This window comes from Thalassospira sp. MCCC 1A01428 (assembly GCF_002115825.1).
Classification (GTDB): Bacteria; Pseudomonadota; Alphaproteobacteria; order Rhodospirillales; family Thalassospiraceae; genus Thalassospira.
Genome location: NZ_JFJZ01000031.1, coordinates 28,070 through 54,858, shown reverse-complemented (window position 1 = coordinate 54,858; position 26,789 = coordinate 28,070). Strand labels below are relative to the sequence as shown.

Here is a 26,789-nt window from a genome sequence, read left to right as displayed (position 1 = left end):
CACTTGAATTTTGAATCCAGCATCCCAGGAACCGGACAAAGAACTGACGCCGTGAATGACAATGTGGTTTTCTGCGGTGCCAACAGCCTTGAGCGAGCCATTGTGATCGATGCTCATGCTGGCTTCGGGCGCCATCAGGATTTCAACACCCGGCTGAAGTTCCAGATTGGCGGCAACAGTTGTGTTGTAGTGCCAGACATAGGGAATGCCGGGATTTACCCAGCTTGCATCCTTGTTCAGGGCGCCAAGGCCGATAATATCGATCTGGTCTTTGGTGTTGTCGCTAAAGGTGCTTTCTGCATCGATCATGCCGACATCATCGGGTTGCAGGCGGGCGGGAATGTCGGTGTGGTCGATCTGGTTATGGTTGAAAGCCTGAAGCGTGCCCAGTGCTTCAATGCCATATCCCTTTGCATGTTCGATATGGGTGTTTTCAATGCGCACCGATGCGCCTTCATGGATCATGACCGCCCGTGTTGGTGGGGCGGAATCGCCGATGGCGCGTTTCATGGCGCGCCCGCTGCCGCCTTTCTGGCCACCACCGGCATAGGAAATTTGGCTGTGAATCAGGCGGTTTTTACTGCTGTTTGACTCGAAATACAGCCCGTACCAGTAGCCCTTTATTTCGTCTTCTGCGGTGAATACAACCGGCTTGTCTGCTGTGCCCTTGGCATCAAGAGACCCACCCCGATTAATATCGAGCCCGGCATTTTCCCTGAATTTCAGCACGGTGCCCGGTTCGATTTTAACGGCGGCATGAATGTCGATTTTGTCGATAACAGTATGACAGCCCGACCATGTGGCTGGCTCCCGAATGTCGCGCCCGGAATTTTGCAGCAATTTCAGGCGTTCGGCATCGGTCAAATCGGGGTCGGTCATTATTTTTTGCATGTCAAGCGGCGGGATCAGGGGCGGGCAGGGATCATTGGCCGCCTGGGCAGAGACCGCTGCTGCGAGCAGGACGGTCAGGGACAAGGCGCACCCCGTCAGGTTCCGGCGCAAGGCAGATTTCATCAGTTTTCCTCCATATCTTTATATCTTTATGGCGCGTCAGGGTAGGGCCCCAACCTTTGCGCGTAATATGGCGAAAATTTGATTGAAATCTATTTTCGGTTGCGTTTGGGCCGTGCAGGGGCGTGCGCTATTTTGCTGGCCTGTGATGCCTGCTGGACCGGCGTTTTGGGGATGTGCGGGATTACAGGCAAAAGGCCTTAAAACGGTAATTCGTCGTTAAATTCGTCTGGCTCACCGGGCTGGCCGGGATTAAGGAACAGGCGGGTTTGTTCGATGGCTTCTTTCAGGCCGACACGCTGAACGGTTACGTCCTCGGGAAAGGCGCCGAGCAGGCGCGAGGGCATGCGGTTATCAAGCAACACGAAAACCCCGCGGTCTTCGGCGCGGCGTACCAGGCGGCCAAAGGCCTGTTTCATGCGCAGGCGCGTGATCATGTCGTCGTATCGTGCGCCATGGAATGCCGCCTTGCGCGCCCGATGCAAAATATCGGGCCGGGGCCAGGGCACGCGGTCAAATACAATTAAACGCAGGCTGTCACCGGGCACATCCACCCCGTCGCGAATGGCATCGGTGCCGAGCAGGCAGGCATCGCGTTCAACCCGGAAAATATCGATCAGGGTGGAAACATCCATGCCATCCATATGCTGGGCCAGCAATTGCAAACCGGCTTCGTCCAGCGGGCCGGTCAGGCGTTCATAAACCGCGCGCAGGCGGGTAATGGCCGTAAACAGGCCCAGCGCACCGCCGCCGGATGCCAAAAACAGTTCGCGATAGGCGGCTGCAATTTGGTCGGCATTGTCGCGCGCCAGATCATTAACGATAAAAACCCGGGTTTGCTTGCGATAGTCATAGGGGCTTTTCATGGCTGCACGTACAGCCGGCAGCGGCATGTGCGAGGCCCCGGTGCGGTCTTCGGCAACGCCCCAGTCAAACATTTCATCGCCGGTGCCATCGCGCAAGGTGGCCGATGTGACGACCATGCCATGCGTTGTGGGGGCCAGGGCAGCGGTCAGCGGCAAGGTCGGATCTATATAATGGCGGTGCATGCCAATATCAAAATCGCGGCCAAACTGGCGTTCGATGGCAAACCAGTCGACATATTCGGCTGGCGTCGCATCCACCAGCGATTCCAGCATACCGCGCCAGGCAGCAACCTGCATGATGGCGCGCCGTTCCAAGGATCGAATGGCAGCATCGAGACGCTGGCGTTCGGCGGAATCAAGCTCGTCGGCTTTTTCATCAAGCATATGGGCGATGATTTTGATCAGCGCCTTGGCCGGTTTTTCAAGCGAGGCCAGCGCACGATCAAGATCGGCAGCACTGGCAAGAACCTCGGTCACGGCGGGTTTGCAATCGGTTTCTATCGAATAGCCCCGGTCCTTTTCCGCGGCACGCGCCATCACCTGCGCCTTGACATGGGCGAGGAAAATTTCGGCCGGGCCACTGGCATGGTCAACACCGTCGTGAAGGCGCATCAACCAGCCCTGATCGGGCAGGCATTTGGCGGCAACGATTACGGCGTTAACGGCATCACGCAGTTCTTCGCGGTCGTTAATCAGGCTTTCAAGGCGCTGTTTCAGGCCGCGTGCGCGTGAACTGCCTTTGTTTTCAGCCCCCAAAAGCCAGCGGCGCAATTCGGCCCCTTCCTGCCCGGTCAGATGGGCGGAAAATGCCTTGTCGGCGGCATCAAACAAATGATGGCCTTCGTCAAAGACATACCGTGTTGGCATCGAGGCATCATCAAGCCCGCCAAGGGCGGCCTGCACCATCACAAGGGCATGGTTGGCGACGACGATTTCGGCCGAGCGTGCCCGGCGCACGGTTTTTTCAACAAAGCAGCGCGAATAATGCGGGCAGGCGGCATAAATACATTCGCCGCGCTGATCCGCCAGGGCGGATGTAAAGCGCGCGCCGATCAGTTCGGTCAGCCATGCCGGGAAATCGCCGCCGACCATATCGCCATCACGCGTGGCCGCCGCCCAGCGCGCCATCAAACCCAGCGGAATGGCCTGGCGGGGTTGCTGGGCCAGCGGGCGTTGGGCTTCTTCAAAGTTTAACAGGCACAGATAGTTTTCGCGGCCCTTGCGCACCACGGCCTTGCGGCGTTTGTCGCGCGGGTCGGGATACAGGCGGTTTAATTCGCCGTCGATCTGGCGTTGCAGGTTGCGGGTATAGGTGGAAATCCAGACCGCACCTTCGTTTTTTTCCGCCCAGACCGATGCCGGGGCAACGTAACCAAGGGTTTTGCCCGTGCCGGTTCCGGCTTCGGCCAAAACGATATTGGGTGCGCCATCGCTGGTGCGTGGGGCAAAGGCGGAACACACAGCTGATGAATAATCGGCCTGTTGCGGGCGTTCTTCGGCCCCTTCGCCCAGCAATTTAAGCAACCGTTCGCGCGCTTCGCCAGGTTCAACCGGGGTGTTTCCGGGCGGCGGCGGTGGTGCATGTTCGGACCATTCGCCCAGCTTTTTCCAGATTTTAAGCCCTTCATAAACCGCAAAGCGGTGCGGGCCATCGCCATCAGCCCCCATCGCGGCCAAAACCGAAACGCCCCACGGCCATTGCCCGCGCGCCATCGGCCAGGCAATTGAAAGGGCGCGCCCGCGTTTTTCACCGGGCAGAACGGCCAGTTCCTGAAGCAGGCGTTTCATCGCTTCGGCCAGCGCCTCGGCTTGACCGATCAAATCATCGCAGGCCTTTTGCCCGGTGGCCAGGGCCATGCCGCGTGGGGTGGGCACGCAAAACTGTGCCGGGCGGACAAAGGCAAAAAGTTCCAGCAAATCATGGCCGATAAAACCATCAATGCGCAGGCGTTTGGCGGTGGCGGGCATGTGAACAATGATCGGGCGCTGGGCGCGGGCCCGCTTGGCCGCAGCGGCCAGCGGCATTTCCTCGACCTCGCCATCGGGGGTTAAAAACACAGCATGGCGCAGCCCGGCGACCATAACCGGCGCGTCGGGGGGCAAAAAACGGGGCTGGGTTTCGGTGCGATCATCGAACATTTGCGGCACTATAAGCACAGTGCGAGGCTAGTGCTACCGGGGAATTTGACCTATTGTAGAATTTTATTCTGGCGATCACAGGTAAACCTGATGGTAGAGGCCCCTAACCGTAATCAGTATTTTTGGCACGATCGGGAATTGCCCTTTATTGAAGCGCGCCATGTGCGCGAGGGGCGCGATATCCGGTCGGACAAACACACCCATGATACCTTTTCCATCGGGGCGATTTTGGGTGGGGCCAGTGCGTGCCATATGCGCCGGGCGCAGCATGAATTAAGCACGGGCACGGTTATTTTTATTAACCCCGAAGATGTCCATGATTGCCACCCGTTGGTCGAACGGGGGTGGGCGTTTCAGATGTTATATGTCGATACCGACTGGCTTTTGGATGTGCAGGCACAAAACGATGCCGACGCGAACGGAAAATTTGCTGCCTATGACCCGGTATTAAGCCAGGACCCGGTGATTTTTGCGCAACTGACCCGGTTGGGCCGGGTACTGGCTGACCGCGATATTCCGGCATTGGGCAAGGAAGAGGCGGCAACCGCATTTTTCTGCCTGCTGGCAGAACGCACCGGGCGGGGCAAAACCCGGTTATATGCCACGGGGCATGGCGGCGTGGGCGGTGTTGCGGGGATGCAGGGCGGAAAGCATGCCGGGGGCAAAGGCGTTTTACGGGCGGCGGAATATATTCGTGCCCATTGTGAACAGCCCCTGCGCCTGAAGGGTATCAGCGCGCAAGCGGGCATGACACCATCGGCACTGGTGCGGGCCTTTGGCCAGCAATATGGCATTACGCCCCATGCCTATCTGATGAATTGCCGCATCCAGCGCGCCCGCCATGCCCTGAAACGGGGTGAAAGAATTGTTGATGTTGCACTGGCCTGCGGGTTTGCCGACCAGGCACATTTCCAGCGTATTTTCAAACGCCAGATGACGGCAACCCCACGCCAATATGCCCATGTGATGAGTGCCTGAGCGTGAATTGCGCAAGGCGGGCACGATTGGCGGGGATGGCAGAGTTAGCGTGTTTGGTAAAAGCCTGATTTGCGTGAACCGGGGCTGGCATTGGGTGCGGCGCAAGGGGCTTTAATGCAACAGCAGGTAAAGCGCGCTTGCCAGCAGCAAAGCCGCCATACAGCGATTAAAGCGGCGCACCAGAATATCGTTATGCAGGTAACGCCGTAAAAACGCCCCGGCCCAGGCCCAGCAGCTTACCGATGCAAAACAGATGACAAAATAAAGTGCGACGAACTGCCAGATCAGCACCGGGTCACCATCGGCGATAAAGGCCCCCATACCGGCGACAGAGGCCATCCATGCCTTGGGATTAAGCCATTGCAGGGTGGCACCGGTCAGGATGGAGGGGGCCTTGGTACCGCGATCGGTGTTGATTTTGCCGCTATCGATTGCAAGCTTGATCGCAAGATACCCCAGAAACGCCACCCCGGCCCATTTGATGAACAGGGAGATTTCGGGGATTTGAGTTAAAAGCTGATGCAGGCCAAGGCCGATCAGCAGCAGAAGCAGGCAGAATCCTGCTGTTGCGCCAAAAACCGGGCGCAGGGCGGGCTGAAAACCGTATTTAACCGATGTTCCAAGCACCAGAATATTGACCGGCCCCGGCGTGATCGAGGCGACAAGGGCAAAACTTGCCATCGAAAGATAAAGACTAAGACTGCCAGACATTGCGTTTCCTGCTTTTGCATTTGTTTTGATTTTTTGCAGGTAAGCCGATTGCGAGGCTGATTTATTGAAGAAAATTGACCCCGATGCCGAATTTGATGAAAATTTTTGCCATGTGCCAAAAGGCCGCCCGGTTATGACCGGGCGGCCCGAAGGCGGTTAACGGGTTAATGGGTTAGAAAGTCGAGAACGGCTTTGTTGAGCGGTGTTGCACATTCCTCGGGCAGCCAATGGCCGCAATCGGGGATGACCAGCCCTTTGACATGGGTGCCATATTCGCGAAGCTGGTCGGCTTCAAATTGGCCCATGCCGCCATGTCCGCCGCCGCCAATGGCCAGCACGGGCATGGAAAGTTTGTTTTTTGCCAGCAATTTGTTGCGGGCGGCGGTTTCGTTCAGGGCGCGGTAATACTCAAATGACGCATGAAGCGTGTGCGGCTTGGCATAGGATGCGCCGTAAAGGTCCAGCAGCTCATCGGTAAAGACTGCGCGGTTTGTTGCGTGTTCCTTGATGAAATGTTCAAGGAACATGCGTTCATGGCCGGTAACGAGTGTTTCGGCAAGGTTGTTGCCCGCAGCAAAAAAGCTGAAATGCCAGACCAGTGATTCGCCTTCGGGGGTGAAAGCCGGGAAATCATAAAGGCGATGATCAGGGATCGGCGCCTTCATAAAGATCAGCTTGCGGATATCCTTCTGGTGGCTAACCGCCATGGGGTAGGTGTTCCAGATGCCAATGTCATGGGCGATCAGATCAAACGGGGCATCAGGGCTGAACTGTTTTGCCAGCCCATACAGGATAGGCGATATATCCTGCCCGACATAGGATTTGGGCACGGCAGACTGCCCTAAACCGGGCAGATCAACGGCAACAACGCTGTGCGTTTTGGCAAGCAGCGGCATCAGCTGGTGCCATTCATACCAGCTTTGCCCGAACCCATGCACCAGAAAGGCCAGCGGGCCAGAACCGCCTTTGACATAATGAAGGCGAACGCCGTTGATTTCGGCATAGCTGCTTTCAAAGCCCGCCGGAACCGGGAATTCGGATTCTGGCTGGGATTGCGGCTTGGCCTTTGGTTGGGGCTGGGTTTGCGCATGGGAATTGGCTGAAAAAAGGGCAGCACAGAGCGCTACCGCAAGCAGCAGTTTACGCATTTTGGAAAACTCCGTTTATGGGATGGGGGATGTTAGTGCTGGCGCGCGCCAGCGGGGAAACCGTTGTGCCGGGCGCTAAACGCGATGAAAAGGCCAATCAGGATCAGGACCAAAACGACGGGCGGGAACGTTGCCGCGCCACCCTTTTCAAGCAGGATGCCGCCCACCATGCTGCCACCGGCAATCGCTGCATTCCAGATCACCACATTCATCGAAAGGGCAATATCGGCACCGGAACCGGCGGTATCGGCCAGGGCGGTTTGAAGCTGGGTTGCGGCACCGCCAAAGGTAAGGCCCCATATGCTGGTCGCGACCAGAAGGACCATCGGGTTTGTGCCAACAATGCTAAGCATGACAAGGGTCAGGGCAAATGTTGCCAGGGCCACAAGAACCGAAAGGCGCAATGCACGGTCAATAACGCGGCCCGTAACCCAGATACCGGCCAGTGCCGCAATACCAAAAATCAGCAGAACCAGGTCAACATGGTGGGCCAGCCCGGCCCGGGCGGAAAATGGCGCGATATAGGTGTAAAGAACGTTATGCGCCAGCATCTAGAACAGAACGACCGATAGAACGGCACGCACGCCCGGCATGGCGGCAACACGAAACAGGCTGCCCTGTTTGCGGCCCTTTTGCCCCGGATAATCCGGCACGGAGGCCAGAATCCACACAATCAGTGCCAGTGTCATTGCCGACATGACCCAAAATGCCAGTTGCCAGCCAATGGCCGACCCCAGCCATGTGCCCAGTGGCACACCAACCGATAATGCAATGGGGGTACCCACCATTGCCAGGGCCAGGGCGCGGCCCTGCTGGTGGGGGGCGACCATGCGCCGGGCGTAACCTGCAATCAGGCTCCAGGCAAGACCGGCCGAACAGCCCGCAAAAAAACGCGCCACCATGGTAAGCCAGTAACTGGTTGAAAGGGCGGTGGCCGAATTAAACAGGAAAAACCCAATAACGGTAAGCAGCAGGACCGAGCGGCGCGGCCAGGTTTGCGTCCATAGCGTAAGCGGAATTGCAGCAAGCAGCGACCCCACGGCATAGGCCGCAACCGATTGCCCGGCAAGCGATTGCGATACAGCAAACCCGTCGGCCATTTGCGGCAAAAGGCCCGCTGGCAGGGTTTCGGTGGCGATGCAGATAAAACCCGTCATTGCGAGGGCCAAAAGGGCTGCAACGGGGAGTTTTTCGCGGTCAGGCGGATGCCTGAACGGTTGTGAAGGGGAGTCTGACATGACGTCTTCCTAATTATGTACTGATCGATACGGAAGTATTGTGCCAGCGCGTGCTTGTCAATGACTAATGTATCGACTATTTCATAAGTCAGGAGGAAGACGCATGGCACGTACAGGCAGACCAAGAGAATTTGACCGGCAGGCCGCCCTTGAGACGGCGCTGGTTTTATTTTGGCAACAGGGGTTTGAGCCCACATCGCTAAACCAGCTGAAGGAGGTGATGGGGGGGATATCGCCAACCAGCTTTTATGCGGCCTTCGGATCAAAGGAGCAGCTGTTTCGCGAGGTTGTCGCGCTTTATCGCAGCCAGCAGGGGCAGGTGACGGATGTTTTGTTTGATGAAAACATTTCCCCCCGGCAGGCGATTGAACAATGCCTGCGCCAGTCGGTGCATATGCAAACCGACAAAACCCATCCGCTGGGGTGTCTGGTCACCATGGGGGCAACCAATTGCGGCCCGACGGGCGATGCCGTGATGCAGCTTTTGCGTGAGGAACGATTGAAAAACTTTGGCGGGATCAAAAGGCAGCTTGAACGCGCCGTAAGTATCGGTGCGTTGCCGGAAAATGCCGATATATTGGCACTGGCCGCGACGATAAATACCTTCCTGAATGGCATATCGCTCGCCGCACGCGACGGGGTGGGCGAGAAAGAATTACAAGCATCGGTTGGCAATATCATGCGCCTGTGGGACGCGGCCTGAGACCTGTTTGGAAGGTGCGAGGCGGTGGGGAAACCCGGTTTGCGCAGGCGTTGTCAGCGGGATGTTATGCCAGCCCGAAAAACCCGGCCAGCCAGCCCGCGGCCCCGGCGACCATTGCATAACGCGCGGCTTTGCCAAGGGTAACGAGAATGATGAAAGGCAGGAACCGCACGCGCATTGCACCGGCAACAAGAGTGATGGGATCACCAATCACCGGCAGCCAGGCAAATAACAGCGCCCATAGGCCAAAGCGGGAAAACCATGCACAGGAGCGCTGATAATCGCGTTCGGAAACGGGGAACCAGCGGGCATGGCGAAACCGTTCAATCGCCAGGCCCAGCAGCCAGTTTACCAACGACCCTGCAACATTGCCCAGGGTTGCCACCATCACAAGCAGGCGCACATCATGGTTGCCCGCCCCGACAAGGGCAGCCAAAACCGCCTCGGACGATCCGGGCAACAGGGTGGCAGATGTGAAAGCGGATAAAAACAGCCCGCCATAAACCAGCATGGATGCGATCATAAGGCAGGACATACCGTTCGCGGCTGGGTTGGTCTATGGGAAAATGTTTGCCGCGCAGCGGGCTAAGGTGCGGATGATATAGGTTCTGCCGGTTTTGCCAGTGCGGGTGCGACCAGGCCAAGCGTCATATTCAATATGCGCAGGCTGGCCTGAATAATCAGGATCGCAAGATCATCTGTTGGGGGCGTTTCGTCGCCTGTGGAGGCGACCTTGTTAAGGGCTGCGTCATAATGCTGCCTGTCATCAACATCGATAATGGCGGGCAGGTAGCCTGCCTGTGCCAGATCGTGATTCAGCAACAATCGGGCAAGGCGGCCATTTTCGCCGGGAAAAGGATGTTGATTGATGAAACGCGCGTGCCAGCGGGCTGCGTGGACAAGCCGGTGTTGTCCGGATGGTTGGCGATGCTGTGCAATGAGATTGGCGATTTTGGCGTGTTGATCGGGGGTGGTGCCGGGGCTTGGCGATAAGTGCCCGGTTTGCAGGATGTTGTGGAGGTCCAATATTCCCTGCGCATCAAGCAGTTTGTTTTGGGCTACCATTTTTTCAAGATGATAAATGGCATCGCGATGGCGGATGACATCGAGATGTTCGGCAACGGATTTGCCGTTAACCGTGATGCCTTCGAGGACCACCTTTGTTTCGCGTAAGGTCAGCCTGTTTCCGGCAAGGGCGTTGGAATGATAGATCCAGTCAAGATGATGTTTTTCGCGCAGCGATGATGCCGTATGGCGCGGCAGGGGCATGCAGGTATCAAGCCGGGATTTTGCGTGATCGACCTGTTTTAGCAGGGCAGCAAGGGGGACATTCATTGCAGATATTCCGGCAAACGGGGCGCAAAACATGGAAGCATGCCGGGATGTTAGCACGGCCATGCCAATGTGATGCAGTTTTTGCGCAGATATGGGCATGATGTGACTGGCCGGGTTTGTTGCGGACGCAGAAATCTGGAGGATAAAAAGGGGTAGCCCGGCACATGGGGAATGTGCCGGGCCAAAGAAGGCGGATCCGTTCTGGGGGAGGGAGCCGCCATTTTAGAGACGGTTGAGATCAGTCGATGTGAAAACGAACATCAACATTGCCGCGCAGCGCATTTGAATAGGGGCAGATCTGGTCAGCCGTTTCGACGAGCTTTTCAGCATCGGCGCGGTCCAGACCCGGCAGCGAGACGTGCAGGTCGATATCCAGGCCAAAGCCGCCGGCATCACGCGGGCCAATGCCAACGGTTGCCTTGACAGAGGCATCTTTCGGGGTTTTGGGCGCACCCTGCGAGGATGCAGCTTTCATTGCGCCGATAAAGCAGGCCGAATAGCCCATGGCGAACAGTTGTTCAGGGTTGTTGCCTTCGCCGCCTGCGCCGCCCAGTTCTTTCGGGGTGGTCAGTTTGACTTCGATCGAGCCATCTTCGGTTTTGGCATTGCCGTCACGGCCGCCAGTTGCAGAACCGGAAGTGCGATACAGAACTTTAACAGACATTTTCATCATCCTTTGTTTAACAGGTCGATGCGCGTTAGTGCGCTTAACATGGGGTGCAGGTATCTGCCTGCAACCCCGTTACGGGAACAGTGCAGGGTCAGTTGGTGTGCAGGGCATTGTTAAGAAACGCGATGCCCTGGGCGATAGCGGCACGGGTTGCCGGGGTTTGGGACAGTGCATTGAGCATGACAAAATCGTGGATGGTGCCGTTATATCGGGTGGATGTGACAGTCACACCGGCTTGTGACAATTTACGGGCATAGGCTTCTCCTTCGTCGCGCAAAACATCGTTTTCATCGGTAATCACCAGGGCAGGGGCCTGACCGGCAAGCTGATCGTGCGTTGCATGGATCGGGGTGATTTTAGGGTCATTACGGTCAACGTTTTGGGGCAGGTATGCGTTCCAGAACCATTTCATGGCATCGCGGGTTAACCACGGACCGTTGGCAAATTCGGTGTAGGATCCGTTATCGAAATTGGCATCGGTGACCGGGTAGAACAGCAATTGCGCGGTAATGGCCGGGCCTTTGCGTTCGTTCGCCAGAAGGGAAACCACGGCGGTCATGTTGCCGCCGACACTATCGCCGGCAATGGCAAGGCGGGTGGGGTCCACATTAAGCTGTTCGCTGTGGTCGGCGACATATTTGGTGACCGCATAATCCTGTTCGATGGCGGTGGGGTATTTGGCCTCGGGCGAGCGTTCGTAATCAACAAAGACCAGGGCGGCATTGGCACCAGCGGCAAGTTCGCGAACCAGACGGTCGTGGGTGTCGGTGCCGCCCATGACCCAGCCGGCCCCATGGAAGTAAACAATAACCGGCAGGCGGTCAGTGTTGCCCTTGGGCCGATAGATGCGAACCCGGGTAGAACCGGTGGGGCCAACCGGCAGGGTGCGGTCTTCGGTGTCGACAGCGGGGGCCGCAACCGTGCCAGCCTGCGCACCGGACAAAAGGTCACGGGCCTGTTGCGGGGTCAGAGTATAAATTGCCGGGACGTTTGCGGCAGCCAGCCCGTCGAGGAAGTTCTGGGTGGCGGGTTCAAGAACCGGGTCGGCCGCCTTGGCATCGGTGGCGAAGGTTGCGGTGGCAAGGGCCAGTGCGGCGGCGGCAACGGTTGTTTTCAACGTGTTCATGGCGGTGTCCTTTCGGAATGTCTGGTTGTTGGCGATGTTTCGCCGTTCGGTGCATTTTGAATAGCACGCGATTAAATCGTGCGCGATATAAATTATGAGATGGCATCTATGCGATTAAATCGCTTGATATTTAATCGCGCACGATTTAAATTTGCTGGTTGATTTAAAGCAGGAGATTAACATGGCAGATAAACTGAAGCTGACGCTGGATCAGCTATTGTGCTTTTCGGTCTATTCGACCGGGCACGCCTTTAACCGTATTTACAAGCCGTTACTCGACAAGGTGGGGCTGACTTATCCGCAATATCTGGTGATGGTGGTGTTGTGGCAGGAAGACCGGCAAACCGTGCGTGGCATTGGCAGCAAACTGTTTTTGGAAAGCAACACCCTGACTCCGCTGATCAAACGGCTGGAGACAGCAGGGCTGGTAACGCGCGAGCGCGACCGGGACGATGAACGCCAGGTGCGCGTGGCATTAACCAATCAGGGGCGGTCATTGCAAGACCAGGCCGCCGATGTGCCCGGGTGCGTTGTTGAAGCCTGCGGGATGAACTTGGACGATCTGGTGGATCTGAACCGCAAGCTGGCCCGGTTGCGCAATGCGCTGGAACAATCGGCACCCTGAAGAACGGGTGCCGTTGCCGTCTGATACAGGTACCAGACGGCACAGGAAACAACCGCACGGGGCGTGGCCCGATGCCCGTTTTTGTCGTGATTAGTAAAATAACCCGGCCAGCAGGATAAATGTCCCTGCAAGCATGGCAATATGTTGAAGCAACATGCCAATGGCCTGCGAGCCAATGACCGGAATTTTCAGCACACCCAAAGCATGAAACAGCCGGGCAATAATGAAGGCCGCGACAAGGACCCTTAACCCGGTGGGATTAAGGGTGCCGGTAATTTCCAGTGCGGCACATAACAGAATGATCAACGGGGCATTTTCAACGAAATTGCCATGTGCGCGAATGCGTTGCCGCAAGGTGGCATCATTGGCATCGCCCAGCCCGACCTTAAGGTCACGACGCCGAAAAGAAACAAAAAGACTAAGGATCGTGAGCATCAGGGCGAAAATGGCGGTAAGGAAGGCGGTGGCCGGAATAAAATGCATGCTGGTTTTCCGTGGCAAGGTTAAAACTGCGTTCTTAACCTTAGGATGAAAAAATCAATCCGGGAACAGGTTATAGGAGCGTTGGGGCAAATTCTGTTGAATGCCCCGGGCGCACGGCTGGCATTGCAAAAGACAGCGATATTTGCAGCCCCGGTAATCGCCAGGTGTTGTTCGGGATTACCGGGACGCGCAACAGCTAGACATTTCGGAGCTGATTAAGGAAGTTTTTGACTTCGCTGTCCAGATTACGGGCCTGTTTGGCAAGTTCGGTGGCATCGGACTGAACGTTGGATGCGGCCTCGCCGGTTTGCTGGGCGGTATTGCGGACAATACCGATTGAGGATGACACTTCGTTGGTGCCCGCTGCCGCCTGTTGCACGTTGCCGGAAATTTCGGCAGTGGCGGCCCCTTGCTGTTCAACGGCAGCGGCAATGGCCGAGGCGATTTCGTTGATGCTGGAAATGGTGTGGGTCACCTTTTCAATGGCATCAACGGTATTATGGGTTTCAGACTGGATGGAACCAATTTGCAGGGCAATTTCATCGGTTGCCTTGGCGGTTTGATTGGCAAGGTTTTTAACTTCCTGTGCAACCACGGCAAAGCCTTTGCCTGCTTCGCCCGCCCGGGCGGCCTCGATGGTGGCATTCAGGGCCAGAAGGTTGGTTTGGGCGGCAATATCGTTAATCAGGCTAACAACCTGTCCAATGCGTTCGGCGGCTTCGGCCAGGCCGGTGACCATGGTATTGGCACGCGAGGCTTCGTCAACCGCGTTGCTGGCAATTTGCGAGGACCGCGCAACTTGCGAACTGATTTCCTGAATAGAGGCAGAGAGTTCCTCGCTGGCAGAGGCAACGGTTTGCACATTGGTGCTGGCTTCGTTTGCGGCATCGGCAACAACGGCGGCTTGCTGGGTGCTTTCATCGGCGGCACGGCGCATTTGACGTGATACCTGCTCCATATTTTCAGCGCTGCCCGTAACATGAACCACAATCGAGCCTACCGATTTTTCAAATTCATCGGCCATTTGCAGGCGTGTGCGGTTGCGCGATTCGCTGGCGTGCTGTTCAGCTTCGCGTTTGTCGCGTTCGGCACGCTGCATGCCCTCTGATGCTTCCTTGAAGGCTTCAAGGGCCTTGGCAATGGCACCGATTTCGTCGGAACGGTCGAGATAGGGAATGGTAATGTCGAAATTTCCCTGTTCCAGATGGGTAATAACCCCGGCAACACGGGTCATCGGGCGGGAGACCATGCCCCTGGTGGATAGTAAAATGACGGCAATAACAATAATGAGCAGAACCAGACCGCCAATAAGGGTGGCATTGCGCAGGGAATTGGCAGGTTCGTAAACGGTTGCCAGCGGTACATTAACAACAACGCCCCACTGTTTGTCGTATCCATCAATGGCAACAGGCATGATGATGCGCATGAATTTGCCGTCGTTTAACTGGCCGGGCTGACCCGATGTGATGGCATCAAGGATGGCGGCCTGGGTTTTGTCGGCCGGGTCCAGTTTGGTGCCGCGTATGGCAGGGTCTTCATGGGCGACCCAGGTGCCTTGTGCTGAAACAAGGTTAACCGTGCCGGTACCAAAGGGGGCAAGTTCGGCAAAGCGTTCGGACAGGGCATTTAGTTCAAGATCAGCCCCGAGAACACCAAGAAATTTGCCGTCTTTATTTTGAACCGGTACGACAAATGACGTTAACACCACCTTGCGACCCTGAATGTCATAGGTAATGGCATCGGTGACATAGGGTTTATTGGTGCGTTTGGGTTCGGTGTAATATTCGTTGATCTCGGTGTTATCCAGCCCGGTCAGGTGATAGGGCGTAATGCCATCGCCAAAATTGTAATAATAGGTGACATATTTTCCCGAGCCATCGCCAAAGGGTTCGCCCTCGGATTTATAGTCGGCATCCTTGCCATCAAGGGCGTTGGATTCAAACCCGGCCCATGTGCCGGCCATGCCGGGATTTTCCATCAGGGTGCGGTTGAGGATTTCGTTATAGGTTTTGCGATCGGCAGTGCCCTGTTCGCGTGCCGCGCGGAACGTACCCGCCAGGTTTTTGGCGATCAACATGCCACTGTTTAGAACATGCCCCGCCTGCGAGGCATTATACTGGGCAACGGCGCGGGCTTCACCAAGGGTGAGTTTTTCCGTTGTGCTGCCGGTTTGGGCTGTTTGCAGAAAAATGCCGATGATAAGGCAAAAGGCAATGGCAAGGGCACTAACACATGCCAGTTTGGTGCCAAGTGACAGGTTGGAAAAGCGCATTCCGAAATCCCCCGATATAAACCTATCCTTTAGAAAGGTTATGGGGATATGTCGCTAGAGGCAACTGTATTCAGTCATTTGGATGTGGTTTTAATATTTTCTCAACAAGTAACCTATACTTTTGTCTGGTGCGTTTTGGCCCGGATCAGGACGTTATTGCGCTGGCACTGGCGTAATTAAATACCTCGCTGGCCCGGACCGGGCGGCAAAAAAGAAAACCCTGAAAATCGGTGCATTCGCGCTTGGTTAAAAAATCAAGCTGGCACTGTTCCTCGATTCCCTCGACGGTAACAGACAGGCCCAGTTTATGTGCCAGCGCAATAATGGCCTCGGTCAGGGCGCTGTTGTCGCGGTCATCGGGAATGCCACGGACAAAGGACTGGTCGATTTTGATGCGCGCTATGGGAAGCCTTTTGATGGACCCAAGGCAGGAGAACCCGGTGCCGAAATCGTCAATTGCCAGCAAAACCCCCAGCTTGCGTAATTCGTGAAGGCGCGCAATCACACGGGCTTCGTCCTGGATCATGCTTTCGGTTATTTCAATTTCCAGGGTATGGGCGGGGGTTTGCGTCAGTTCGAGCGCATTTCGCACCACGTCGACAAAATCATCTGATTGTAATTGCCGGGCCGATGCATTGACAGCAATGCGCAAGGCACCGTATCCGCTATTGCGCCAGCGTTGTGCCTGCGCGCAGGCTTCTTCCACAACCCATTGTCCAATCTCAATGATCAGGCCGCTTTGTTCGGCAACCGGTATAATTTCGCCCGGGCCGACCAGGCCTTCGGTTGGATGGTTCCAGCGGATCAGGGCTTCAACACCGGTCATCTCGCCGGTCAAACGGGAAAACTGGGGCTGATAGAACAGTTCGAGTTCGCCGTTTTCCAGGCCGCGGCGCAGTTCGAGGCTGCGGGTCATGAAATGGGTGGCGTCGTCTGTCATGGCGGACTTATAGAAAGCAAAACTGCGGCGTCCGGCGTTTTTGGCGGCATACATGGCGGTGTCGGCCTGACGGACCATGTCCTGTGCATTTTTTGCGTTGCCGGGATACAGGCTGATGCCGATGCTGGCCGAAACCGTGATGTCGCGGCCCGCCAGATTTGTGGGAATTTGCAGGCCCTTTATCAGGCGGGATGCCAGATTGGCCGCCGCACTTTCGTTCAGGATGTCTTCGGTGGTAATTAAAAATTCGTCCCCGCCAAGACGGGCAAGGGTATCGGTACTTGATGTTAACGCCTTAAGGCGCCTTGAAATCATGACCAGAAGCTGATCGCCCGCGCCGTGGCCCAGCGTATCATTGATATTTTTGAAATTGTCGACATCAATGAACATGCAGGCAAGGCGGGTTCCCTGATGGCTGGCCCGTTCAATGGCACGGCCCAGCCGGTCAACGGCAAGAAGGCGGTTGGGCAGGCCGGTTAACCCGTCGTAATGGGCCAGATATTGCAGTTCTTCCTCGGCGCGGCGAATGGCTGTTCTGTCTGATATGATGGCGACATAGTGTGACAATGCCCCTTCATCGCTATCGACGGCGATGATCTGGGTCATCAGCGTGATGGGGTTGCCCTGGGCGTCGGTGCTATCGATTTCGCGATGCCAGTGTTTCCGGCTTTCAAGGGATTTGAACATTTCGCGATAAAAGGCATGGGGAAAGGTATCTTTGGCGATTACGTGTGGGCGATGCCCCAGGGCATCCTCGATCGCGATGCCGGTGATGTTGGCATAGCTTCGGTTGGCACTGGTGATACGCAGTTCCTGATCAAGGATCAGCACGCCATCCTGGGTGGTTTCATAGACTGTTGTCGCCTGGCGTAAACGGTCGCTTGCGACACGCTGATCGGTGATATCCTGAACGACGCCGATAATGCGCCGCGGCACAGACGGGCCATTTTCAAAGGTTTTGCCCTGGGCGCGAAACCATGATGCCGAGGAGCGTGGATCGTCCGAGCGAAAGACAACATCAAAGAAATCGCCCTGATTAATGGCCGTTTCAAAGGCTTTTCTGACCAGGTTGCGGTCATCGGGCGAGACTTTTTTTAAAAAGCTGTCCCAGTTTGACGACAGGCTTTCGGCGTCGCCATCCGCATGAATGATGCTGGCAAGGCCGGTGGTTTCAATTTGTCGGGTGTGAATGTCAATTTCCCAGCAGGCCATGTTTGCCGCGCTCATGGCCAAAGACAGGCGTTCCTCGCTGCGTTTCAGGTCAAACTCGACTTTGCGGCGTTGCAGGGCCATTTGAATGGTGGCGTGCAATTCGCGTTCAGTGAAAGGTTTGATCAGGAAGCCGTAAGGATGGGTCAGTTTGGCACGTTCCAGCGTCTGGTCTTCGGAATAGGCGGAAAGATAAATGACAGGAATGTGCATATAGGGCGGAATGCCCGCAGCAGTTTCGATGCCGTCAATATCGCCATCGATGTGAATATCCATCAGGATCAGGTCCGGGGTATCGGACAGAATGGCGTCAAGGGCTGCGGCACCGGCGCTAAACACGGTGATTTTGCTATATCCAAGACGGCCGAGCTGCTGGCGCAGATGCAGGGCAACAATGCGCTCATCCTCGACAATCATGATATGGGCCCCTGCCGACGAGGGGGTGTTGCCCCGGGCAGAATCAGAATGCGGCGTTTCGGTCATGATGGCTCCATTTGCGGGAATTCCACCGACAGGCTTGTGGGATTGGAACGATTGACGGTGATGGTGCCATGTAGCTGGTCTACCAGCATATGGATAAGCAACAGGCCAAGGCTGCCGCCATTTTCAATATCCAGGTCATCGGGCAGACCAATGCCGTTATCGGTGACGGTAATACGGATATGCCGGTTTTCTGTTTCGCCGACATAGACATTGATCCGGCCTTTGCGGCCATCACGAAAAGCATGTTTCAGGGCGTTTGAAAGCAATTCGTTGGCGATCAACCCGCAGGGGACCGCCCGGCCAATTGGTAGAAAAACCGGTGAAATATCGGTTTTAATTTCGATACGGGCGATGTCGACAACATAGGATGAATGTAACGACGTTAGCAGATCGTCGAAAAAATGGCCCAGTTCAACCTGGGAAACATCTTCGCTTTGATACAGGGTCTGGTGAATTTGCGCCATGGAGCGAACACGGTTGCAACTGTCACGCAGCATTTCACGCACATCGGGATCGTTAATTTGCGCACTTTGCATGTCGAGCAGGCTATAGACGATTTGCAGGTTGTTTTTGACCCGATGGTGAACTTCGGCCAGCAGAAGTTCTTTTTCGCGCAGGGATTTTTCCAGGCGTTCCTGGCGTGTCTTGCGGTCTGAAATATCGACAATGGCAGCCAGAATGTGCAGATGGTCGCCAATCGGGATGGGGTTAAGGCCGATTTCGACGGCAAATTCGCTGCCATCCTTGCGCAGGGCATACAGATCGCGGCCAGGGCCCATCGGGCGCGGGCCGGGGGCGCGAACAAAGCTGTCGCGCAGGCCGGAGTGATGGTGACGGAAGCGTTCAGGCACCAGCATTTCAATTGCCTGCCCTAGCAATTCTGCGCGTCGATAGCCAAAAACCTTTTCGGTTTCGGCATTGACCATGGCAATGCGGCCATTGGCGTCGGTCAGGATCATGGCGTTAGGGGCATATTCAACCACACGGCCAAAACGTTCATCATCGCCGCCGGGAAAAGGCGTTGAAGGTACGGGTGGCATTACTGAATGGTCTATGTCTTTCATGACGCGTCCCCAAAAGGCGATATGTGGCTGTTTATTGCAGAGCGTTTTCCCGTAGTGCCAGATATTGGTCGGTTTGGTCCGGTTTTGAAGGTCGGCGTGCGACCGATTGAAAGGAACGACAAAATTGACGGATAGAATGTATGTTTGTTCGGTTGATATTATTGCAAGAGATGCGACCTGTGATTTCAATCGTAGCGGATAAAAATACCATCTCCAAGAGGTGTTAAAAGGTGCCGTTTGATCGTTGCGGGAATTTTGCCAATCGGCGGGCGGGCAGGGCTTTGTCCGCTCGTCTTGTGATGCTGTTCACATTTTCGGGTTGTTCTGTGGGGGCCGATTGCCATTACAGGCATTTTTTATGGTCTGATGAATTGCTGTAAATTATTGAATTAAAACAGTTTTAGGGGTCATGAAAACTTCACCGAAGCATTGCTGCGTTTTTGCCCGGTCGGGACTAACTTCGTGCCGATGATGCAATGCACAAGGACAGGTGAAAATGCAGGCAAGACCAGGCAAGGGCAAAACGGGAATCAAGGCCAAGATGTTACTGGCTTTCGGGGTGATCGCGTTGGTGCCATGTGTTGCTGCGTCTATTGGCTGGTTATCCTATCGTGCGGTACGCGGGCATGTGACGGATATTACGCAATCCCAGGTGCCGTTGCTCGAAACTGCCCACGGGCTGGCAACGTCGGCGGCCGGAATTTTGGCGTTGGGCCCGCGCATTGATGCGGCAGACAACGCCGACGAGCTTGATCGTCTGGAAAAGGAAAGCGCGCAAAAGCAGCAATTCATGACGCAGGCGGTTGAAAAGCTGTCGCAGAACCACCTGGATGACGACACCGCAAGTGACATGGTGCAAAAGGTAGGGGCACTAAATTCCAGTCTGAGCGCGCTGGTCAGGGCAACCCGTACCCGGCTGACGCAAAAGGCGCAGCGGGTACAACGGCTGGGAACCCTTGAACAGCAGCATGATACCCTGCTGGCGCAGTTAAAACCGGCAATGGAAAAATCGCAAAAGGCACTGGCCAACAGCATTGCATCGCTAACGGCGGCAACAACCAGCGCATCGAGTTCAATCAGCGATGATTTGTCGCAGCGTATTGTGCCGATGTTTCAATTGCGCGGGGCAACGGCGGCCCTGACCAAATCGTTATTGCTGGGAGCTTACGAAACCGAACCGTCCAAGGTGATGTCGCGGTCAACCGATTTTGATTCAGCCCTGGCCAATATTCAGGGCGCATTGCGGCCACTGGCGAAAGACCCGGCAGCAAAAATGGTGCTGGCTGCGATTGACAAGCTGGCGGCATTTGGCGGTGATGATAAAAATATTTATATGTTGCGTATCGGCCAGCTACGCGCCGAACCGGGATCGGCAAAGGCCGAAAAACTAAGCGCTGAACTGGCGCAATATGTCGATGAGATTGTGGAACTGGACGGCGATATCAGCAATTTTTTATTGCCGATGATGTTGAATTTTCGCACCCATATTGCCGGTTCCGGGCAGGAAATTGCAACGCAAACCCAGGAACTGGCAGGCGTGCAGGTGCCCCGGGCACAGGAAAGTTACATTCGGTTAAGTTCTCTTTTGGCTGATGTGAATTTGCTGGTCGGGCGGCTGGCCGAGGCGGGCAATGCTGCCAGTGCCGACCAGTTGGCAATGCTTAATACCAGCCTGCAACAGGTCGCAACACAGATTGGCCAGGAAGCCGGGCAGTTAGGGGCAGAGCAAACGGTTATTTCGGGACTGATTGACAAGCTGTTGCATACCGGGTTTGGCGATGACGGCATTTTGGCCCTGCGCCGGCAGGAGCTGGCGACCCTGGCGACCAATGATGCCATGATGCAGGAAAACCGCGAAGCTGCCACGCGCCTTGCCGATGATGTGGCGGTGATTGTGGCAGCGGCCCAACAATCGGCGGCGACCGGGGCGGGGGAAACGCAAACGGCGTTGGACCAAACCAATATGCTGCAAATTTCGCTGGCAGCAGCCGGGGTGGTTTTTTCCATTCTGGTGGTGTGGCTGTATGTGGGGCGGCGAATTGTCAGCCGGTTGGAAAACCTGGCACAGGCAATGCGCCGGGCGGCAGATGGGGACCGTCAGGTGGTGCTGCGCAACGATGGCAGCGATGAAATCAGCGAGATGATTGATGCGTTAGACATTTTTATTGGCAACGCCAAATCAATGGATGATGCGCGTGAACAAATGGAAGTATCGCGCAAGGAGGCATCCGAACAACGCAAGCTGGGCCGTCTTGCCGTTGCCGAACAGTTTGAACGCGATGTTTTAAGCATTGTGCAGGCGCTGGCCGGGGCCGCCCAAACCATGACTGACCGGGCGCGCGCATTGAACAATATTGCCGATCAGGTCAGTGTGCGGGCCAATGCGGCGCTGGATATTTCAACCCAGATGGCATCGGGGATTCAGCAGGTGGCCGCCGCGGCCAGCGAAATTTCAACGTCAATTGCCGATATCAACCAGCGTACCGGCGAAACAGCCAAAGTGATTGGCGATACCGCCGCCGGGGCCGAACAGGTGAAAACCACCATTGCCGGACTGGCGCAGGCGACATCGGAAATTGGCACGGTGGTGGGCCTGATTGAAGGGCTGGCCGGGCAGACAAACCTGTTGGCCCTGAACGCCCATATCGAAGCCAGCCGGGCCGGGGATGCGGGCAAGGGGTTTGCCGTGGTGGCAAATGAAGTGAAACATCTGGCCGGGGAAACCGCGCGATCCACCGGGGATATTTCGCGCCAGATTGCGGCAACGCAGGATGCGTCGCGCGAAACGGCATCGGTTGTGGCGTTAATGACGGACGGGGTGCAGAAAATTCAGGGTAATTCATCGGCCATTGCCGCGGCTGTTGGCGAACAGGCGCGGTTAACGCAATCAATTGTGGACCGATCGCAGGAGGTGGCGGTGGGGACGCAGCGCGCCAATGAAGATGTGCTGGTTTTATCGCAGGCCGCCGCCACAGTGCGTGAAGATGTGGGCGATGTATTAAACATTGCCGAGGGATTGCTGCGCGAAGCCGCCAGCCTTGGCGATGCTGTGAACGGGTTTTTACGCGAAATTCGCGAAGCATCGTAATATCAGGTGTCGGTAACGGTGTTGGTAACGCAGTGTGGCGTGCCGATATGCGGGTGTTTGTGGCCAGATTGTGCGGTGTTTTGGTATTTCGGGGCGGTGATGCCAGCCATGTTTGCGGTTGCGGGGGGCTATGTGCGCTCTATGCTTGATCTTGGACGCAAGCGGGGCTAGCTTCTGGCGGCGTCGAATCAGTATAATTCGCGCCAAAATCCGATTTTTATGTAAAACACTTGTTCAAGGTTTCAAAAATGACAGCCGATCTTCGTGATGCCGCGTTAAACAGCAATGTCTGGGCTTTTACCGAAGCCCAAAAGCTGGTGCAGCGTTACAAAGACAAGAAACCGGAAAAGGGCTATGTCCTGTTTGAAACCGGTTATGGTCCGTCGGGCTTGCCCCATATCGGTACTTTTGGCGAAGTTGCGCGCACAACCTATGTTCGCCGCGCCTTTGAAACCATGTCCGATATTCCGACCAAGCTGTATTGTTTTTCCGATGACATGGACGGGTTGCGCAAGGTGCCCGATAATGTGCCGAACCGCGAAATGGTGGCGCAGCATTTGGGCAAGGCATTAACCAGCGTGCCCGACCCGTTTGGCAAGTTTGAAAGCTTTGCCCACCATAATAATGCCCGCCTGCGCGAGTTTTTGGACAGCTTTGGCTTTGAATATGAATTCAAGTCATCGACCGATTGTTACCGGTCGGGCATGTTTGATGCGGCTTTGCTGCGGGTTCTGGAAGTTTACGACAAAATCCAGAAAATCATGCTGCCGACATTGGGCGAAGAACGCCGGGCGACCTATAGCCCGTTCATGCCCGTTGAGGCCGACACCCAAAAAGTTCTGATGGCCAAGATTGTGGAAATCAAGGCATCGGAAGGCAGCATTGTTTATGAACACCCCGAAACCGGTAAGCTGGTGGAAACCCCGGTAACCGGCGGAAATTGCAAATTGCAGTGGAAGCCCGACTGGGCAATGCGCTGGTACGCGCTGGGTGTTGATTATGAAATGGCGGGCAAGGATTTGATCCCGTCGGTGGACCTGGGCAACAAGATTGTGAAAGCCATGGGCGGCACCCCGCCGGAAGGTTTTAACTATGAATTGTTCCTTGATGAAACCGGGCAGAAAATTTCCAAATCCAAGGGCAACGGCCTGTCGGTGGAAGAATGGTTGACCTATGCGCCGGAAGACAGCCTGTCGCTGTTTATGTTCCAGAAACCAAAAGCGGCAAAGCGTCTGTATTTTGATGTTATTCCGAAAACGGTTGATGAATATCTGACCTTTGCGGAAAAGCTGAAAACCGAAACCGACCCGGTTAAGCTGCTGCAAAACCCGGCATGGCACATTCATGCCGGCACCGCACCGAACCGCGATATTCCGATTTCGTTTGGTATTTTGCTGAACCTGGTTTCGGTGTGCAATACCGAAGACAAGGACGTTCTGTGGGGCTTTATTTCGCGTTATGCCAATGGCGCAACGCCGGAAAACGCGCCTTACCTGGATAAACTGGTGGGCTATGCGGTGAATTATTACCGCGATTTTGTGAAGCCGACCAAAAAATACCGTGATGCAACCGAAGAAGAACGGGTTGCGCTGGCGGAATTGCGCGACGTGCTGGTTGGGCTGGATAAAACCACCAGCGGCGGCGACATTCAGACCGCGGTTTATGAAATTGGCAAAAAGCATGAATGCTTTGCCGATTTGCGCGCCTGGTTTAAAGCCCTTTATGAAATTCTGCTGGGGCAGGAACAGGGCCCGCGTATGGGATCGTTCATTGCGCTTTACGGCATTGACGAAAGTGTCGCCCTGATTGACCGCGCCCTTGCCGGCGAGGATTTAAGCGCCTGATTTGCGGCATTTTGCATGAATACGGATCAAGGCCCGCCGGAACAAGGCGGGCCTTTTTTTGTTTCTAATATAGCAGCAAATTTGACGGGCAAAAAAATGCCGTAGTTTCATGGTGATGTCAGTAAATACTGGAACTGTGTATTTGGGCCTGACAGGGCAAGCGCCATTGATTTGGAGAATTGGAGACATGGCAGTGAAACGTCATAAATGGTTGATCCTGCTGGCTGGATTGCTGGTTGCCGGCTGTGCCAGCGGCCCGCGTGTTTATACAGATCAGGACCCGGTAACGGATTTTGGCCGTTATCACAGCTATGCGTTTGTCGAAGCCGCAGGCAAGGACCGGGATGCGAAATATACCACCCTGACGGGCCAGCGCATGGAAGATCGCATTGCGGCGCGAATGCAGGCCTATGGCTATGAGCTTGATATTCGTCACCCCGATTTGCTGGTGGATTACCACATAAGCACGCGCGAGCAGCAGGTTGTACGCAGCGGCCCGTCTTATGGCGGGTATTACGGATCATCGGGCCGTGGCGGGGTTGGCGTTGGGGTGCCGTTATTTGGCGATACGGGCCGGGTTGATACCTATGTGCGCGGAGAGGTGGTGGTTGACCTGATTGACCGGGAAACCAACAAAACCGTGTGGGAAGGTAAAACCGGCAACTGGACCGGGTCGGACGGGGATTTTTACCCTGATGCTGCGATAGCCGAAGCCATTGGCGCCATCTTTGCCAAATACCCCTATCGGGCCGGACAAAGTGCGCCGGTTGTGCCGGTACAAACCGGAAATTAGGGACGCACCAAAAGGTGGATTTCACGAAAGCTGCCAAAACGGGCCTTAAATAAGGGGCCCGTTTTTTTATGTGTCGGTGCGGGTAACGAGGCGGCGTTTGTCGAGCTCGATCCGCCAGATTGTGACAAGATTGATTGCCATGACCAGACTTTCGGCCAAAATCCCGCCGATTGAGCCTGCGACAATATTGCTAAGCACCCAGAAAAATGCGGCACAGAATAACCACCAGCGCATGATGCTGCCTTTAAAGGCAAACATGCCAATTGTGCCAACCAACCCGGCAACAAGGGCCGGAGCATCGGACCAGTCGCGCCATGTTATCAGCGCGGTGAGAAGGGTTAACACAAGCAGGCCGACCATGATGTGAAGGTTACGGTGGTATTTGCGTGCCAGCATAATGCGCAGAATGACAATGCAGGTCATCGCGCTTGCGACCCAGCTTTCAAGCAATGCAAATTGCAGGACAATGGCAATGTTTGCGGCAATCAGGATCAGCAAAAGTTTGCGGTCGTCCTTGTTGGCGAAACCGGCAATGAACAATCCTAGCGCAATAAATCCGGCGATCTGGCCTGCTATCCAGCGGGGGCTTGCATCGGAAATAAGGGTTTCAAACATTGATATTCACATTCGCATAATAGGGGTGACGCGCGGTTTTCTGCGCTTACAGGCGTGTTTTTTAAAATGTTGGCCTGTTCTATGGTGCGAACCAGGAGGCCTTGCTGGTGTTAGGGCTGGGTGCTTCAGCCCGGTATTGTTCGCAGTATGGAGATGCAAAAGCCGACGAGGGTGCGTCGGCTTTTGCAGGTGAAGATATGTTTGAGCCTGATGCGGGTTAGCTTGCCTCGGAGAAAGTCCAATAAAGGTTCTGTGCGTGTTTGGTGATGGGGCCGGGCTGGAGGTTGCGGTCGTCGAGTTTGACGCAGGGCGCGACTTTGTAGAAATTGCCGGTGCCGAAAATTTCGTCGGCTTCTTGCAACTCGCTGTATTTGATCGCCTTTTCCACAACCGTGACGCCGTCATCTTTGAGCAGCTGGATCACTCGCTGGCGGGTCAGGCCATTCAGGAAGGTGCCGTTAATGGCCGGGGTGTAAACCGTGCCGTCCTTGGCAAAAAACAGGTTGGCATAGGAAAATTCGGCAACGTGGCCGATTGGGTCAAGCATGACGCCGGTGTCAAAACCGTTGCCTTTGGCTTCATTAACCGCGCGGCCGACATTGGGATAAAGGCAGGATGCCTTGGCTTCTGTTGGTGCACTTTCGGGTGATGGGCGGCGAAAACTGGATTTTTGGGCGGTGAAGCCGGTTGTGATGGCGTCGGGCAGGGCACTTTCGTTAATGCAAAGCACAAACTGCGCACTATCGGCATCGGGGGCGAGAAAGCCGGTTTCGCCGTAAATGATCGGTTTGATGTAGAGCGCGACGTCGGGATCAAACTTCGTTAAGCCCTCTGCCACCAGTTCGAGGATTTCACCAACCGTAATTTTGGGTTCCAGCCCCATGAATTGGGCCGAGCGAATGACACGGGCACAATGGGGTTTTAGATCGGGTGTTTTGCCTTTGATGCGGCGGGCACCATCAAACACGGTCGAGGACATCCACATGCCATGGGTGGCCGGGCCAATAATGGCCGGGTTGCCTTCGTGCCAGGTGCCCTGATGCCAGGTCCAGGTTTTGGAAGGGGTGGCGTTGCCCATTTTGTTTCTCCTGATTTATTTTATTGGGGGCAGCCGGTGCTGCGCCAGTGGGGCTGGTGAGATCATGAATATGAGATCTTCAGCATAGATTTTTTAATTGGCTGTGGTCAAAGAAAACCGTGCGCGAAACGATGAAAGGTGAGGTTATGGTCTGGCGTTAAATGCACACGTGTGCGCTTGTGCGCGGTGCCATAAAGTCATACAAATTGACCGAGGACAGCGTTGGTATTTGGCAAACAGGACGCGCAGGCACCCGCATGTGACCGGATGGCCGAAGGACGCATTGGAAACGGGTGTGAGCCGGGGCAATTGGCGAAGGGTTGCTGGCCTGTGGCATTTCGGGACCCGATGGCGGGTGTTTGATCGCCGG

The 26,789-nt window shown here is 55.6% G+C and carries 23 protein-coding genes; 7 read left to right on the top strand and 16 right to left on the bottom strand.

Annotated features, from left to right (window positions below; translation table 11 throughout):
• Window positions 1-1,014 (bottom strand): hypothetical protein (locus tag THS27_RS19235; protein ID WP_139835659.1); only part of this gene is annotated, 1,014 nt, incomplete at its 3' end.
• A gap of 197 nt (window positions 1,015-1,211) precedes the next feature.
• Window positions 1,212-4,016 (bottom strand): ATP-dependent DNA helicase, encoded by a 2,805-nt coding sequence (locus tag THS27_RS19230; RefSeq protein ID WP_085593686.1) that lies wholly within the window; start codon window positions 4,014-4,016, stop codon window positions 1,212-1,214.
• Between the two features lie 90 nt (window positions 4,017-4,106).
• Between THS27_RS19230 and THS27_RS19225 the strand changes: the two genes are divergently transcribed.
• Together THS27_RS19225 and THS27_RS27620 are read left to right on the top strand one after the other, a co-directional pair.
• Complete coding sequence (locus tag THS27_RS19225; RefSeq protein ID WP_085593685.1) at window positions 4,107-4,994, top strand: AraC family transcriptional regulator; 888 nt, start codon at window positions 4,107-4,109, stop codon at window positions 4,992-4,994.
• Window positions 4,987-5,109, top strand: a complete 123-nt coding sequence (locus THS27_RS27620) for a hypothetical protein (protein WP_256376817.1) — start codon at window positions 4,987-4,989, stop codon at window positions 5,107-5,109. The genes THS27_RS19225 and THS27_RS27620 overlap by 8 nt, the downstream gene beginning before the upstream one ends.
• Here THS27_RS27620 and THS27_RS19220 read toward each other — a convergent pair.
• From THS27_RS19220 to THS27_RS27755, 4 genes are all read right to left on the bottom strand, one after another.
• Window positions 5,106-5,705 carry a LysE family translocator gene (locus THS27_RS19220; RefSeq protein ID WP_085593684.1) on the bottom strand — a complete coding sequence of 200 codons (600 nt, stop codon included), beginning with the start codon at window positions 5,703-5,705 and terminating at the stop codon, window positions 5,106-5,108. The two genes, THS27_RS27620 and THS27_RS19220, sit on opposite strands and share 4 nt — an antisense overlap.
• A 164-nt stretch (window positions 5,706-5,869) precedes the next feature.
• Window positions 5,870-6,853 carry an alpha/beta fold hydrolase gene (locus THS27_RS19215; RefSeq protein ID WP_085593683.1) on the bottom strand — a complete coding sequence of 328 codons (984 nt, stop codon included), beginning with the start codon at window positions 6,851-6,853 and terminating at the stop codon, window positions 5,870-5,872.
• Window positions 6,854-6,885: 32 nt separating this feature from the next.
• Entirely contained in the window at window positions 6,886-7,404 is a 519-nt protein-coding gene (locus THS27_RS27760) for an MFS transporter (protein ID WP_371455936.1), read from the bottom strand.
• Window positions 7,405-8,091 (bottom strand): MFS transporter, encoded by a 687-nt coding sequence (locus THS27_RS27755; protein WP_371455934.1) that lies wholly within the window; start codon window positions 8,089-8,091, stop codon window positions 7,405-7,407.
• 103 nt (window positions 8,092-8,194) lie between these two features.
• Between THS27_RS27755 and THS27_RS19205 the strand changes: the two genes are divergently transcribed.
• A complete protein-coding gene (locus THS27_RS19205; RefSeq protein ID WP_085593682.1) occupies window positions 8,195-8,794 on the top strand; it encodes a TetR/AcrR family transcriptional regulator in 600 nt (199 codons plus the stop codon).
• Between the two features lie 64 nt (window positions 8,795-8,858).
• Here the strand turns inward: THS27_RS19205 and THS27_RS19200 are convergent, their stop codons facing one another.
• The 4 genes from THS27_RS19200 to THS27_RS19185 all read right to left on the bottom strand — a co-directional run bounded on the left by THS27_RS19200 (window position 8,859) and on the right by THS27_RS19185 (window position 11,925).
• Window positions 8,859-9,317, bottom strand: a complete 459-nt coding sequence (locus THS27_RS19200; protein WP_210402947.1) for a YqaA family protein — start codon at window positions 9,315-9,317, stop codon at window positions 8,859-8,861.
• 62 nt (window positions 9,318-9,379) lie between these two features.
• Window positions 9,380-10,129, bottom strand: a complete 750-nt coding sequence (locus tag THS27_RS19195; RefSeq protein ID WP_168184948.1) for a Fic family protein — start codon at window positions 10,127-10,129, stop codon at window positions 9,380-9,382.
• Between the two features lie 238 nt (window positions 10,130-10,367).
• A complete protein-coding gene (locus tag THS27_RS19190; RefSeq protein WP_085593679.1) occupies window positions 10,368-10,793 on the bottom strand; it encodes an organic hydroperoxide resistance protein in 426 nt (141 codons plus the stop codon).
• 97 nt (window positions 10,794-10,890) lie between these two features.
• Window positions 10,891-11,925: an alpha/beta hydrolase gene (locus THS27_RS19185; RefSeq protein ID WP_085593678.1), complete on the bottom strand. Its 1,035-nt coding sequence runs from the start codon at window positions 11,923-11,925 to the stop codon at window positions 10,891-10,893.
• A 181-nt stretch (window positions 11,926-12,106) separates the two neighbouring features.
• On the opposite strand from THS27_RS19185, the gene THS27_RS19180 reads away from it, so the two are divergent.
• A complete protein-coding gene (locus THS27_RS19180) occupies window positions 12,107-12,550 on the top strand; it encodes a MarR family winged helix-turn-helix transcriptional regulator (RefSeq protein ID WP_085593677.1) in 444 nt (147 codons plus the stop codon).
• Window positions 12,551-12,640: 90 nt separating this feature from the next.
• Here the strand turns inward: THS27_RS19180 and THS27_RS19175 are convergent, their stop codons facing one another.
• From THS27_RS19175 to THS27_RS19160, 4 genes are all read right to left on the bottom strand, one after another.
• A complete protein-coding gene (locus THS27_RS19175; protein WP_085593676.1) occupies window positions 12,641-13,033 on the bottom strand; it encodes an MAPEG family protein in 393 nt (130 codons plus the stop codon).
• Window positions 13,034-13,229: 196 nt separating this feature from the next.
• Window positions 13,230-15,305 (bottom strand): methyl-accepting chemotaxis protein, encoded by a 2,076-nt coding sequence (locus THS27_RS19170; protein WP_085593675.1) that lies wholly within the window; start codon window positions 15,303-15,305, stop codon window positions 13,230-13,232.
• Window positions 15,306-15,450: 145 nt separating this feature from the next.
• The gene (locus THS27_RS19165) at window positions 15,451-17,937 is read right to left on the bottom strand and encodes an EAL domain-containing protein (RefSeq protein WP_085593674.1); all 2,487 of its coding nucleotides are present in this window, start codon (window positions 17,935-17,937) and stop codon (window positions 15,451-15,453) included.
• Window positions 17,934-19,001: a sensor histidine kinase gene (locus tag THS27_RS19160; RefSeq protein WP_085593673.1), complete on the bottom strand. Its 1,068-nt coding sequence runs from the start codon at window positions 18,999-19,001 to the stop codon at window positions 17,934-17,936. The genes THS27_RS19165 and THS27_RS19160 overlap by 4 nt, the downstream gene beginning before the upstream one ends.
• 496 nt (window positions 19,002-19,497) lie before the next feature.
• Between THS27_RS19160 and THS27_RS19155 the strand changes: the two genes are divergently transcribed.
• From THS27_RS19155 to THS27_RS19145, 3 genes are all read left to right on the top strand, one after another.
• Window positions 19,498-22,089, top strand: a complete 2,592-nt coding sequence (locus tag THS27_RS19155; protein WP_085593672.1) for a methyl-accepting chemotaxis protein — start codon at window positions 19,498-19,500, stop codon at window positions 22,087-22,089.
• 248 nt (window positions 22,090-22,337) lie between these two features.
• Window positions 22,338-23,933 (top strand): lysine--tRNA ligase, encoded by a 1,596-nt coding sequence (locus tag THS27_RS19150; RefSeq protein WP_085593671.1) that lies wholly within the window; start codon window positions 22,338-22,340, stop codon window positions 23,931-23,933.
• Between the two features lie 187 nt (window positions 23,934-24,120).
• Entirely contained in the window at window positions 24,121-24,726 is a 606-nt protein-coding gene (locus tag THS27_RS19145) for a DUF4136 domain-containing protein (protein ID WP_168184947.1), read from the top strand.
• A 66-nt stretch (window positions 24,727-24,792) separates the two neighbouring features.
• Here THS27_RS19145 and THS27_RS19140 read toward each other — a convergent pair whose 3' ends face one another.
• Together THS27_RS19140 and THS27_RS19135 are read right to left on the bottom strand one after the other, a co-directional pair.
• Entirely contained in the window at window positions 24,793-25,341 is a 549-nt protein-coding gene (locus THS27_RS19140) for a YgjV family protein (protein WP_085593669.1), read from the bottom strand.
• Between the two features lie 217 nt (window positions 25,342-25,558).
• Window positions 25,559-26,419 carry a branched-chain amino acid aminotransferase gene (locus tag THS27_RS19135; RefSeq protein WP_085593668.1) on the bottom strand — a complete coding sequence of 287 codons (861 nt, stop codon included), beginning with the start codon at window positions 26,417-26,419 and terminating at the stop codon, window positions 25,559-25,561.
• Window positions 26,420-26,789: the final 370 nt, after the last annotated feature.